Annotated in this window: 10 protein-coding genes and 2 pseudogenes; 10 read left to right on the top strand and 2 right to left on the bottom strand. The window is 56.8% G+C overall.

Going from position 1 to position 12,061, the window contains the following annotated elements; all coding sequences use genetic code 11:
• Positions 1-145: 145 nt before the first annotated feature.
• Positions 146-631 carry a hypothetical protein gene (locus tag KBY02_RS06245; protein ID WP_024642038.1) on the bottom strand — a complete coding sequence of 162 codons (486 nt, stop codon included), beginning with the start codon at positions 629-631 and terminating at the stop codon, positions 146-148.
• A 503-nt stretch (positions 632-1,134) separates the two neighbouring features.
• Here KBY02_RS06245 and KBY02_RS06240 point away from each other — a divergent pair.
• From KBY02_RS06240 to tnpC, 3 genes and pseudogenes are all read left to right on the top strand, one after another.
• Positions 1,135-1,677, top strand: coding sequence for a hypothetical protein (locus KBY02_RS06240; RefSeq protein ID WP_024642037.1), 543 nt, complete (start codon positions 1,135-1,137; stop codon positions 1,675-1,677).
• Positions 1,623-2,141, top strand: a pseudogene (locus KBY02_RS26250) (methyl-accepting chemotaxis protein); the annotation flags it as partial. The gene KBY02_RS06240 and the pseudogene KBY02_RS26250, both read left to right, overlap by 55 nt.
• 173 nt (positions 2,142-2,314) lie before the next feature.
• Positions 2,315-2,857, top strand: a pseudogene (gene tnpC / locus KBY02_RS06230) (IS66 family transposase); the annotation flags it as partial.
• An 889-nt stretch (positions 2,858-3,746) separates the two neighbouring features.
• Here the strand turns inward: tnpC and KBY02_RS06225 are convergent.
• On the bottom strand, positions 3,747-4,682 hold the full coding sequence (locus KBY02_RS06225) for a helix-turn-helix domain-containing protein (protein WP_024642033.1): 936 nt from the start codon (positions 4,680-4,682) through the stop codon (positions 3,747-3,749).
• A 587-nt stretch (positions 4,683-5,269) separates the two neighbouring features.
• Here KBY02_RS06225 and KBY02_RS06220 point away from each other — a divergent pair.
• The 7 genes from KBY02_RS06220 (at position 5,270) to KBY02_RS06190 (ending at position 11,852) form a co-directional block, all read left to right on the top strand.
• Complete coding sequence (locus KBY02_RS06220; protein ID WP_024642032.1) at positions 5,270-6,316, top strand: phenylacetaldoxime dehydratase family protein; 1,047 nt, start codon at positions 5,270-5,272, stop codon at positions 6,314-6,316.
• Positions 6,317-6,456: 140 nt separating this feature from the next.
• A complete protein-coding gene (locus tag KBY02_RS06215; RefSeq protein WP_024642031.1) occupies positions 6,457-7,326 on the top strand; it encodes a transporter in 870 nt (289 codons plus the stop codon).
• A gap of 336 nt (positions 7,327-7,662) precedes the next feature.
• Positions 7,663-9,177 (top strand): amidase, encoded by a 1,515-nt coding sequence (locus KBY02_RS06210; protein WP_024642030.1) that lies wholly within the window; start codon positions 7,663-7,665, stop codon positions 9,175-9,177.
• 187 nt (positions 9,178-9,364) lie between these two features.
• Positions 9,365-9,991, top strand: coding sequence for a nitrile hydratase subunit alpha (gene nthA / locus KBY02_RS06205; protein ID WP_024642029.1), 627 nt, complete (start codon positions 9,365-9,367; stop codon positions 9,989-9,991).
• Positions 9,992-10,011: 20 nt separating this feature from the next.
• Positions 10,012-10,665 carry a nitrile hydratase subunit beta gene (gene nthB, locus KBY02_RS06200; RefSeq protein WP_024642028.1) on the top strand — a complete coding sequence of 218 codons (654 nt, stop codon included), beginning with the start codon at positions 10,012-10,014 and terminating at the stop codon, positions 10,663-10,665.
• A complete protein-coding gene (locus tag KBY02_RS06195) occupies positions 10,662-11,102 on the top strand; it encodes a nitrile hydratase accessory protein (protein ID WP_024642027.1) in 441 nt (146 codons plus the stop codon). Before nthB ends, KBY02_RS06195 begins: the two co-directional genes overlap by 4 nt.
• Before the next feature lie 72 nt (positions 11,103-11,174).
• Positions 11,175-11,852: an energy-coupling factor ABC transporter permease gene (locus KBY02_RS06190; RefSeq protein ID WP_024642026.1), complete on the top strand. Its 678-nt coding sequence runs from the start codon at positions 11,175-11,177 to the stop codon at positions 11,850-11,852.
• The last annotated feature ends 209 nt before the right edge of the window (positions 11,853-12,061 follow it).

The following is a 12,061-nucleotide window of genomic DNA, read 5'->3' as shown; positions in this document are numbered from 1 at the left end:
CCCATGTAGGAGCAGTGTGTCCAACCCCTCCACATCATTCAATGCTTTGATGATGTGGAGGTACTCGTAGTGGAAACCAAATTGCTCCGATTAAATCTGGTCTTTACCACTGCTTGTGTGGGTAGCTCATGGCTCCTTTCCGAGCTCAGTCTCGCACGAGCTTCAGCAAGCCGCCGTCATACCAGGAAAGAGCTAACGACCCGTTTTTGGCTAGAAAAAATACCGGAGTTTCTTTATCGAAAGGACCCCAGCTTCCAGATTTGCATTCAACGCTATAGCGTACGGCTTTTTCGATGCCAAGCTTACGAAGTTGCGGCTCCGGTTCTGTTCCACTCATCGCCGGAAGCTTATGAAAAATCGGCGCCTTACACACATCTTCCGTCAAGTCTGTTGACGCCTTCCATGCAAGCTGGTCGTGATTGAAACTGAGATGTCGCCCCATAAAGCTGGGATCATCATCTGCCAGTGCCTGCACGCCAGAGCCTGATATCGCTACGCCTGTAACATGCCAACTGCCGTAAAGTGCGCTTTCCCCAGACTGATCGTGCTTTGGAGCATCCATATTCGCTGCGCATCCTGTCAGCGACAACATAATCAGAAAGGATGAACTGAAAGAAAGTCGGGATTTCATGAACGGGTTCCTTGGTTTTGGCGGATGCGGATATCGAATCCTTTTGCTGGGCTACTCCGACATAGACGTCAGAGCTTGGGGTGCCTTTGAGCGGATTCTACGTGACGATTTTCCTAAATTCCGGCATGAGCGGCTGCTTGGTTAGGACAGACCCAGACCAACCCAGTAACCAAACTTCGGGCACTGGTGGACTGAGATCTGGAGATGGCCGCCGAGCTGGAGCGCGCCGGTAAATTCGAGCGGGCCCGCATTCATTTAATGCGCGCCAAGCTGCTAGAGCCCGCCGCAGTCTCGGCTGCTTGATAAACGGCCACCACGCATGCAGCATCCAGGCCGTTTCTACCACGCGACGGTAAAACATTGACCTCTGGAAGTCGGAGATTATGGTCCACCTGACGTCTCTGGACTTCCCCGCTCACTACGACGGATCGAGCACTTGTCGCTTATTACCAGTATAAGAAATACGTTATCGTTAGTCTCCCTCGCAGAGGCGGCTTGTAGCTATGTTTGATCCGATCCGGTATTTCCTTCAACGTAGAGCGGCTGATCGCTTGACAAAACGTCTGTCGACAATCTCGGTGCGCACTCACCACAGCGCCGCGTCGCAACGCGGTGAGTTTCCCTTTCCAGGGACTCAGACCTACCTGGTGGCCGAGCGAGACAATCAACGACTTGGCCATGTCGATTACTCAGTCAATGCGTTGCGCGATCGGATGTATATCAACAAGGTCGAGGTCGTGCATCAGCGCCAAGGTGTAGGCTTGGGGCTGCTCTGGCACCTTTGGCAGATCCATCGACTCCCGATCGTGCCGCTGACCGAATACGAGCTGTCCTACGGCTTTTGGGATAAGGCGCGTTCGCGGTTCGGCGCTGCGGGTGCGCAACTGCTCGATCAGCTCGCCAGCCTTCAAGATCTGAATGAAGAGGCGTTGCGCTGGCAGCATCTAGTGCGGGAATCAGAGGTTGAAACCTCAATCCGCAAGTATTGGGAATGGGTGGCCAGCGAGTACGCAGCAGGTCGACCTGCAGGGCCGGGTATTCCATGAGGGACCTTACGCACACTGCCGGCGCCGGTGGCTCCGATGCGCTCGTCGTCTCCATACCTTGCAACCCCCCACTAAATCCCCTGACGCTCAGACAACAGCCGCTCATAAGTCAGACGGCTGAAGACGCCTCAAAGGACCAGAAACAGGTGCAGCAGGCCGTGACGGCCATCAACACTGTAACCGTTGAAATTACAGACTCCACCCAGCGCGTGGAGGCCTTCGCTGGACAGATTCATGACATCACCAAGGCTCTGGAGGTCATTCGTGGCATTGCCGAGCAGACCAACCTGCTAGCCCTGAACGCTGCGATCGCGGCCGCTAGGACAGGTGAGCAAGGCCGAGATTTTGCAGTTGTGGCCGATGAAGTTCGCGCGTTGGCTCATCGTACCCAATCTTCAACAGGTGAAATTGAAGCCATGATCGATCGGATTCGTAACGGAGTCGACGAAGCGGTGCATGCCATGTAGGACTATCGTGCAAAGCACCCAGGCGTTAGCGACGGAAGCAGGGCTAGCTCTTGAACGGATCAGCGAAGGCGTTAACCAGATCAACGAGCGCAACTTGGTGATTGTCAGCGCTGCTGAGGAACAGGCTCAGGTAGCCTGTGAAGTAGACCGCAACCTAGTGAACATCCAAGATCTGTCATGCGCGACGTAAGTTCTTTGAACTGCACTCTACGAATAAAAGCACGCTTGCGGAGCAAGCCCTGCGTTATATCCAGTTGCTGTACGAAATCGAAAGCGAAGTTCGCGATCTGGAGCCGGATTTACGGCGCCGAATACGGCAAGAAAAAGCTGTACCGGTGATGAACATGCTGCACGCTTGGATGATCGCCCAGAGTGACCTGGTGCCCGAAGGCTCGGCCATCAGCAGAGCGCTCGATTACAGCCTCAAACGCTGGGCAGCGCTGTCGCGCTACCTCGATGACGGGGCTGTACCCATAGACAACAACTGGGCAGAGAACCAGATCCGACCATGGGCTCTTGGACGCAAGAACTGGCTCTTTGCGGGGTCGTTACGCAGCGGCAAACGGGCGGCAGCGATCATGAGTTTGATCCAGTCTGCGCGCCTGAATGGTCATGATCCGTATGCATATCTGAAGGATGTTCTCACACGCCTGCCGACGCAGCGGGCGAGTGAAATCGATCAGTTGCTGCCGCATAAGTGGCAACCGATTTAATCACGCAAGGCGTGATGGCCAGACGCATACGTTTGCGACGGAGTTAAGACTCAGGCACCTCGTACAAAGAAATTACGCAACTTGCATCGGTTCGCGAAAGATTGAGCACTTCATCACTTTGGTGCTGAAGGACCCGGTTTAGGAGGGGGGCACAACCCCACAGTAGATGAACCTATACGAAAATTGATGGGCGAGACATGATAAAAGCCTGTGCCAGCGGTGTACTTAAATAAGTACTTAAAGCCGTTGCTGGAGATAGATTCAGTAAAACTCAGAAAACGAAAAAAGCGGCACAAGGCCGCTTTTTCCGTGGCTTCCAAGCGTTCAGTAGGCCTTAGTGGAAGCAAATATGGCGCAGCGGACGAGATCATAATTTGTTCTCCAGCTGTCTGAAAAGCTTAGATTTCAAAGCGTAGTCTTTTGCTGATGTACTTAACTATGTACTCATTTCTTGCCGCTGTGAAGCGGCCTAGTACGTCAGTGCGAAAAGCCCAGGAAGGCCAACGTCTCCGGTTTGCGTAGCCCCCGCTTCCTACGATTTCCCGCAGCGAAACGACCAAACTCGATCAGCCGAATCTTCGAGGCATTGAGGTATAGACCGAGCTTGGCCAAGCGCTCCTGCAGTCGCACCGGAAACTGCTAAGCCTGCCATTGCGTCCTGAAACCCACCAGCCTGTCATCCGCGTAGCCCTCCTCACCTGGCAGTCCACGCAGCAGGCGTGGTCAATAGAATAAGTCAGGGTTGATTGATAGTTGTTTCTACCCAAAGCACATCCAAGGGCTAAAAGCGCCCCATTGAATATTTGCACCAAGAGCGCATTCCTCAATCCCTTGGTGTTGATCCTATGGCTTCAAGGATTGGTTTCAGGCTTGGTGAATGCGGTCTGTTTCAAGCTCGACGCAAAAGCGTATGGGGAGCACAACCGAATGCCTTGCGAAACGCATGGCTGAAATGGGAAAAATCAGAGAAACCGAAATCTAGTGCCGCCTGGGAAATACTACGCACCTGACCTCGCTCCAGGGCATCCCGACTGGCAAGCAGCCTTTCCTTCCAGATCTCCGCGACCGGAGATTTCTGATACCTGGCGAAAGCGCGCGTGACGGTCCGAGTAGAGACATGATGGGCTTGAGCAATGCGCTCAAGCGATAGGTCCGGCTCGGTCAGATACTGATGGATATAATTCATGATCCGCCCATACAGATCCAGCTCTTCGTGCGTGTTCTTCAAGTCCTGGAGTTCCAGGCTAATCACTAGCAGCTCGAGCAGCATGTTGGAGTAACGGCTGGATATTCCCGTATCTTGGAGGCTAGAAGTGGGACTCGCTGCTTGACGTAACATCTCCCGTAACGGGGTAACCCCTGGGCGACGATCATCGAGGACCACCGCGGTGCACTCTGCTATATTGGGCAATTGCTGGCTAAGCAACTGCCGGGGAATGCGCACCAGGTGGTTTTCGGCCCCCCCCAGACTGAAACGGAATGCCTGAGATGCGTCATAAAGAAACAAACTGTCCCCCACCAGCTTTGCCTTACGCTCTCCCTGTTCCAGTTCACCATAACCACGCCGAGTGAAACCCAGCCACAGATCATCGTTGGGATCATTGCGCAGGTGCTGGGCGGACCTCTCCCAATAGTGCAGGGGGGCGGACAACGTGCAGATGTCCAACGCCCCCATGCTGTGAACCTCCAGTGCACCATCAAAATCACTTTGCGCCAACGATTTGCTGTCTGCCTCCAGACAGTGATGACAGACCACTTCTTTCCAGTACTCAAAACGACGTGGCGCGGTGACCGCTAGGGTCGAGTACTGACTGGTCTGGCTCATCGCTTTCACCTCGCTGCGGTTAAACAAAACGGCGGTAGTACCGGTTGCCAGCAAGCTCAGCAATAAGCAGGCCATCCTTCTCCTCACTTGCGAATGTGGGTGTACAGACCACTGGCCAACACCTTACACGCCCGAGCTAGAGGGCTGTTTAGGGAGATCCTCCTAATACGCCAAAGCGATCCCGGTGCTATATCTTGAGACAAACAGGCTCCTCGTCGCAGCATCCCGCACCATAACTGCACATCAGAGTTCCCAGCCCTTTTTGTGGCTGTCCTTCCTAACCAAACGGTTGTCCATTCGAGCCAAGCGCATCTCATCGCCCCTAGATAACTTTTACTCCACACCGTGTTCCTCCAAACGCAAATGATGAGGTGGCCCATGCATCCACAAGAACAGCAACGACTGTCCGACTCATTCTGGTATTTGCAGCGGTGGGACATAGCACCTGAAGAGTTTGCCACTTACCTACTGGAGCTCGGGGCGCTGGTGCTGCAACGCCAAAAGATTTGTTCCAGCAAAAAACGACAACACCCACTGGGATGTTGAACCACTAACCGTCCGCCTGAGACGGCAATAACGGAGCCCCCATGGAATCTGCAATCGATAAACACCTCAAATGTCCCCGGACACTGTCCCGCCGGGTTCACGACGACTACCAGCCCCCCTTCCCGATGTTTGTCGGCCGCGCTGACGAAAGCGTTCAGCAAGTCGTGATGGCCTACCTCGGCGTGCAATTTCGCGAAGAACAGCGCACCGCCGCTCTAGAGACCATGCGCCACATTGTGTCCAGCTTCGCCCTCGCCAATGGCCCGGGGAACCACGACATGACCTACCACCTCGACAATCAGGGCTACGGAAATTTCATCGTCGTTGGCTACTGGCGTGATCCAGTTGCCTATTGCCAGTGGCTACGCTCGCCGCCGGTGGCCGACTGGTGGAGTGATGACGCGCGCCTGAACGAGGGACTGGGGTATTTCCGCGAGGTCATCGCACCGCGCGCCGAGCAGTTCGAGACGCTGTATGCCTTCAAGGAAGATTTGCCTGGCATCGGCGCCGTCATGGACGGCATCAGCGGCGAAATCGAGGAGCACGGCTACTGGGGCTCTGCACGCGACCGCTTTGCGGTCTCACAGACCGACTGGATGCAGCCGACCAGCGAATTACAAGTGCTTTCCGGCGACCCCGCCAAGGGCGGCAGGGTCGTGGTGCGTGGTCACGACAATCTGACGCTGATCCGCTCCGGACAAGACTGGGTCGAAGCTGGCGAGGAAGAACGCGCGCTGTATTTCAACGAGATGCTGCCGCCACTGCAGGACGGCATGGACTTCCTGCGCGACGAGGGGCAAGCACTGGGTTGCTACAGCAACCGCTTCGTCCGCAACATCGACCTAGACGGCAATTTGCTCGACATCGCCTATGACATCGGTCACTGGCGTTCACTCGACAAACTGGAGCGGTGGGCCGAATCCCACCCCACTCACCTACGTATTTTCACCACGTTCTTCCGCGTGATCGGAGGCCTTTCGAAGCTGCGATTGTACCACGAGGTATCGGTATCGGATGGCAGCCAGCAGTTGTTCGAGTACCTCAACTGCCATCCGCAGACTGGAATGCTGCGCGACGCGGTGCCTTAGTAACTGACACCCGACACGACCAGGAATACCGGGTCGGCCTTGATGCAGATTCCGCCCTGACACCGAGCTCTTCCCGAACAGTTTTGGTCCCTCTCCTCCAGCGCATGGGGTTGGGGACCCTTTTTGCCAGGAATTCGATCATGAAGCTGAACCACTCATTACTCGTACTGGGCATGTTGCCCTTTTTCAAAACCCAGGCCATCGAAGTGGCTCCGGGCGATTTCGAGCCGTTGCCGGCCGGCGCCAATGCCCTGCTGCTCTACTATCAACATGCCGATCGCTCGGACCAATACCAGAATGGCCACAAGGTTTCCGACAATGCCAAGCTCAGTTCGGACATAGGCATCCTGCGTTACGTCCGCGCTATTGGTCTTTCGGAGAACCTCTCCTGGGAACCCCAGTTTCTGGTGCCCTTCGGTCAGATGAACGCCTCGGGCGATATTGGCGCCCTTGGAGACACTCGCGGCATTGGCGACCCGATCATCTCTGCACCGCTAAAGTGGACATTACCCACCGCCAACAAAGATGTTTTTGCACTGGCCCCTTACTTGTATATTCCAGTGGGCAGCTACGACAAAAACGACGCCCTGAATCTCGGAGAGAACCGCTGGCGTGCCACGTTACAGGCTGCCTACATCCACCATTTCTCCCAGAAATGGGCGCTGGACACCGTGGCTGAGGCGTCTTGGGTATCAGCCAATAATGACTACGGATCGACCAGCGTAAAACTCGAAGAAGACACTCGCTACGAGTACCAGTCTGCGGTGCGCTACGCCTGGACGCCGAGCACCACCTTCGCAGTCGGCGCTGGATACATCAGCGGTTCCGCGACCACCGTGGACGGCATTGATCAGCACAACGGCGTTTCCACTTCTTATGCTCGTTTCACCGTGACGCACTTTATTGGGCCAACACTGCAAATCCAAGCCCAGATCGGCAAGGACATAGAGGTCGAGCAAGGGTTCAAGGAAGATGCGCGCCTCAACCTGCGGCTCCTGAAAGTGTTCTGAGCGTAATAGGCATAACGGGCGTCCTGTTCAGCCAAGCGGGAGAGCGCAGGCGGATCTACCTTGGATCCGTCAGCAAGAGGATCTACTTGTATCCCGACGCGCCGAACACAGTATTGAACTAAAACATCCGATATCGGGCTGTCCTGCTCAACCAAGCACCTGTCCTGCCCAACCAAGCAGCAGTCAAGGCTCCAGCTTACTTTAGTTGCTCGACCCCAATTACCGCGTTGCCGTCGCCGAACCATTAATTTGCGCGGCAACCACCAAAAAAATCTTACAACCCATTTCCAAAGCGCCTTGTATAGGGGCTGTTTGGACTAATGACAGGATCCCACTATGGCAATTGTTCGCCCCACCCTTGATCAACTTCTGGACATCGCCGGTCGGCTGAATATAGAGTTGACTCCAGAACAAGCCGGTGAATATCTGGCACTCATGCAGTCAAGTTTTGAGGCGTACGACCTGGTCGACGAGTTACCCGATTTTACCCCTCCAGTGCGCTACGAGCGCGGTCCTGTTCATCGCCCTTCAAGCACGGAAAACCCGCTAAACGCCTGGTACTACAAGACCGAGGTGATGGGGGCCAGTTCAGGCAAGTTGGTCGGCAAGACCGTCGCGCTCAAAGACAATATCTCTCTAGCCGGTGTCCCCATGATGAACGGCGCCGCGCCACTGGAGGGTTTCGTACCCTCGTTTGACGCCACCGTGGTGACGCGCTTGCTGGACGCCGGAGCAACTATCCTTGGTAAAGCCACCTGTGAACACTACTGCCTCTCCGGTGGTAGCCATACCTCAGACCCAGCTCCCGTGCACCACCCTTTGCGCCATGGTTTCGCAACGGGCGGTTCGTCCTCCGGCAGCGCGGCGCTGGTGGCCACAGGCGAGGTTGATCTGGCCATTGGCGGTGACCAGGGTGGCTCTGCCCGTATTCCTGCAGCGTGGTGCGGCATTTATGGCATGAAGCCCACCTGGGGTTTAGTGCCTTACACCGGTGTCATGGCGATTGAAGCCACTTTCGATCACGTCGGCCCCATGACAAGCAACGTACGCGATAACGCACTCATGCTCGAAGTCATGGCCGGAGCGGATGGACTCGATCCACGCCAGGCTGCGCCTAAAGTCGACGGCTATAGTGACTATCTGGAGCGAGGCGTAAGCGGACTCAAGATCGGGATCCTGCTGGAAGGCTTTCAACTCGCCAACCAGGACCCACGCGTCGCAGAGAAAGTACGCGGCGCCATCGCAAAATTCAAGGCATTGGGCGCCGTCGTGGAGGAAGTATCCGTTCCCGAACACAACCTGGCGGGATCGCTGTGGAGCCCTATCGGTTGCGAAGGCCTGACAATGCAGATGATGCACGGCAATGGCGCAGGCTTTAACTGGAAGGGGCTGTACGACGTTAGGCTACTGGACAAACAGGCCGGCTGGCGCAATCAGGCGAATGCATTGTCCCCGTCGCTCAAGCTCTGCATGTTCGTCGGCCAGTTTGGTCTGGAGCGTTACAACGGCCGTTACTACGCCAAGGCGCAGAACATCGCACGCGTTGCCCGAGCCGGTTATGACAAGGCGCTGGACACCTACGACCTGCTGGTCATGCCGACGGTACCGATCATCGCCCAGCCGCTGCCTGAACCGGGTTGCTCGATCACCGAGAACGTCTCCCGGGCGCTGGAGATGCTCGGCAACACTGCCGCTCAAGACATTACGGGTCACCCGGCCATGTCGATCCCTTGTGGCCTGGTGAACGGGCTGCCAGTGGGTCTGATGTTGGTCGGCAAGCATTATGCCGAAGGCACCCTCTATCAAGCGGCAGCCGCATTCGAGGCTTCTGTCGATTGGCAGACGCTGTAAGCCTGCTCCACCGCAGACTCACAAAACGTCGCGCGTCGAAAGTTTGCTGTTTATCCGTATAGGCAGATGAGGAAACAACCGATGAGTACACCTTTATCCCAAGTATCCATTTCGACGCGTGGCGAACGGATCTTCACCAGTGAGTAATGCTGGTGGCGATTTCATCAACTTCTCAGGGGGCAAAGACATGAGCCACACACACGAACATCATCACGATCACACTGAGCCTCCGGAGGCCATCGAGCTGCGCGTCAAGGCGCTCGAATCCCTGCTGACGGAAAAGGGGTTGGTCGACTCCATGGCCATGGACGCGCTGGTGGACACCTACCAACACAAGGTCGGCCCGCGCAACGGCGCCCAAGTGATAGCGAAGGCCTGGTTCGATCCCGTGTACAAACATCGGCTGCTGGAAGGTGGCACCGCAGCCATCGCCGAGTTGGGCTTTTCCGGTGTTCAGGGCGAAGACATGGTGGTAGTGGAAAACAGCCAGGCCGTGCACAACGTGACGGTGTGCACATTGTGCTCCTGCTACCCCTGGCCGACCCTGGGTCTGCCACCAGCCTGGTACAAGTCTGCGCCTTATCGCTCACGAATAGTCATCGACCCGCGCAGCGTGCTGGCCGAGTTCGGTCTGACGATTCCCGATGACAAGGAAGTTCGCGTCTGGGACAGCAGCGCTGAGCTGCGCTATCTGGTACTACCGGAACGTCCGGCGGGCACTGACGGCTGGAGCGAGGAGCAACTGATCGAACTCGTGACTCGCGACTCCATGATCGGTACCGGCCTGCCTAAGAAGCCGGATGACGTGGTCTGAATCTGAGAAGGAGAAACCCTATGAACGGTATACACGACCTGGGCGGTATGCATGGCTTCGGCCCAGTGCTCACGGAAGAGCACGAACCCATCTTCCATCATGACTGGGAGCGTAGAGTTTTTCCGCTCTTCGCCTCACTCTTCGTCGGCGGGTACTTCAACGTCGACGAATTCCGCCACGCCATCGAACGCATGGAACCGGCCGAATACCTGCAGGCGAGCTACTACGAGCACTGGCTGCACGCCTTTGAGACCCTGCTGACGGAAAAAGGCGTCATTAGCGCCGCCGAACTGCAGGGCACGGCCAAACCGAGCCCACCGACACAGCCTGTCACGGTGTTAACACCGGACATCGTCGAGGCCGTAGTGCTCGGCGGCGCCTCCTCGCGGGCAAAAGAAGATATCCCCGGTCAGTTCCGAGTCGGTGACCGGGTGCGGACGAAGAACCTAAATCCTACCAACCACACCCGACTGCCACGCTACGCGCGCGGTAAGGTTGGCACAATCGTGATTGCACATGGAGCGTTCGCCACCCCGGACACGATGGCCCACGGGTTGGGCGAGCAGCCGCAGCAGGTCTATGCAGTGAGCTTCAGCGCTGAAGAACTGTGGGGAGTCGCGCGGCCGGACAGTGTGTGCATTGACCTCTGGGACAACTACCTGGAGGCCGTATGAACACGAGCATGCACCACGACTACAAAACCGTCGGTCTCCCTCTCGACGATAAAGGCCCGGCATTCGACAAGCCTTGGCAGGCCCAGGCTTTTTCCCTGCTGGTGCACTTGCACCAAGCCGGCCTGTTCCCCTGGAAGGACTGGGTGCAGGTGTTCAGCGAAGAGATCAAGGCTGCACCGGCGCAACCCGGAGAAAGCGTCAATGACGCCTACTACCGGCAATGGATCACGGCGATGGAAAGAATGGTCACCACACTCGGCCTGGCCGGTATGGAAGACATCGCACAGCGGGTCGAGGAATGGCGGCAGGCTTACCTAAATACCCCCCATGGACAACCGGTGGCACTGGTCAATGCAAGCTGCCCGCCGGCCCACGGGCACACCCACGAGCATCTGCCGCATCGCGAGCCCGTAGCGATCAGTCGAGCCGCCTGCTGAGGTCGAAGCAATTTCTTTGTTGTCTCTATTTTTCCCCTAACAAGCCGCCGAGGCGGCCAAGGAGTCATCGTCATGCATATCGAACCTGGTCTGGTGGAAGCCGGAAAACTCTGGCTGAGCTATGTTACCGCCGCAAGCGTCGGCACCTACACCATCAAACTCGCCGCGGACGCCATTGGCGAACGAGGTGCCGTCTCGCTGGTAGCTCGCACCACCGCCGCCACGTCGCTGGTGTTTGGCTTCTTTCAGCTACTACCGCACCAACCGGTCGGCGTTTCCGAGGTGCATCTCATAATCGGCTCGACGCTGTTCCTGTTGTTCGGCGGCGCGCCCGCGGCGGCAGGTCTCGCTCTGGGCCTGCTGATCCAGGGTTTGTTCTTCGCTCAATTCGACCTTCCGCAGTACGGCATGAACGTCACCACCCTTTTGGTACCGCTGTTGGCAGTTGCTGCCCTAGCGCGGCGTATCATTGCGCCAGATACGCCCTATGTGGACCTGAGCTATCGCCAGGCACTAGGCCTGTCCACTGTTTTCCAGTCAGGCATCGTCGCTTGGGTTGCCTTCTGGGCCTTCTACGGGAAGGGCTTCACGGCAGAGAACGCACTTTCAGTCCTTACCTTCGGCAGCGCCTACATGACCGTTGTCATCCTCGAACCGCTGCTGGATCTGGCCGTGCTCGCTGGCGCGAAAGCAGCACGCCGCCTGCGTGGCAGCGCGCTGGTCGAACGCCGTCTGTACCAGGTCGCCTGAGACGGCACGAGCCGGTCTAGGTTCAGGTGTCCCCGGGGCAAGCGAAGGTCGTAATGCCTCGGGCGACACATTGCAAGAATCGACCGAAACCTCGCAAGCAGAACTGGAGGTAGTTGATGATGGTCATCAGAAATGGCACCCGTACCGGCGGTGGTGTGTTTGGCGGACGCTTACCTTTCGGCGCTTAGCGCCGACGGCTATTAGCTGAG

It is taken from the genome of Pseudomonas sp. P129, from assembly GCF_020312195.1.
Lineage (GTDB): Bacteria > Pseudomonadota > Gammaproteobacteria > Pseudomonadales > Pseudomonadaceae > Aquipseudomonas > Aquipseudomonas fragariae.
The sequence above is the reverse complement of the archived record's forward strand: the minus strand, read 5'-3'. Positions and strand labels throughout refer to the sequence as shown.

What these genes read in the sequence shown, in the direction of transcription:
- KBY02_RS06245 (WP_024642038.1), bottom strand. Translation starts at nt 631, where the DNA reads ATGAAATCCCGACTTTCTTTCAGTTCATCCTTTCTGATTATGTTGTCG.
- KBY02_RS06190 (WP_024642026.1), top strand. Translation starts at nt 11,175, where the DNA reads ATGCATATCGAACCTGGTCTGGTGGAAGCCGGAAAACTCTGGCTGAGC.
- KBY02_RS06225 (WP_024642033.1), bottom strand. Translation starts at nt 4,682, where the DNA reads ATGAGCCAGACCAGTCAGTACTCGACCCTAGCGGTCACCGCGCCACGT.
- nthB (WP_024642028.1), top strand. Translation starts at nt 10,012, where the DNA reads ATGAACGGTATACACGACCTGGGCGGTATGCATGGCTTCGGCCCAGTG.
- nthA (WP_024642029.1), top strand. Translation starts at nt 9,365, where the DNA reads ATGAGCCACACACACGAACATCATCACGATCACACTGAGCCTCCGGAG.
- KBY02_RS06240 (WP_024642037.1), top strand. Translation starts at nt 1,135, where the DNA reads ATGTTTGATCCGATCCGGTATTTCCTTCAACGTAGAGCGGCTGATCGC.
- KBY02_RS06220 (WP_024642032.1), top strand. Translation starts at nt 5,270, where the DNA reads ATGGAATCTGCAATCGATAAACACCTCAAATGTCCCCGGACACTGTCC.
- KBY02_RS06215 (WP_024642031.1), top strand. Translation starts at nt 6,457, where the DNA reads ATGAAGCTGAACCACTCATTACTCGTACTGGGCATGTTGCCCTTTTTC.
- KBY02_RS06195 (WP_024642027.1), top strand. Translation starts at nt 10,662, where the DNA reads ATGAACACGAGCATGCACCACGACTACAAAACCGTCGGTCTCCCTCTC.
- KBY02_RS06210 (WP_024642030.1), top strand. Translation starts at nt 7,663, where the DNA reads ATGGCAATTGTTCGCCCCACCCTTGATCAACTTCTGGACATCGCCGGT.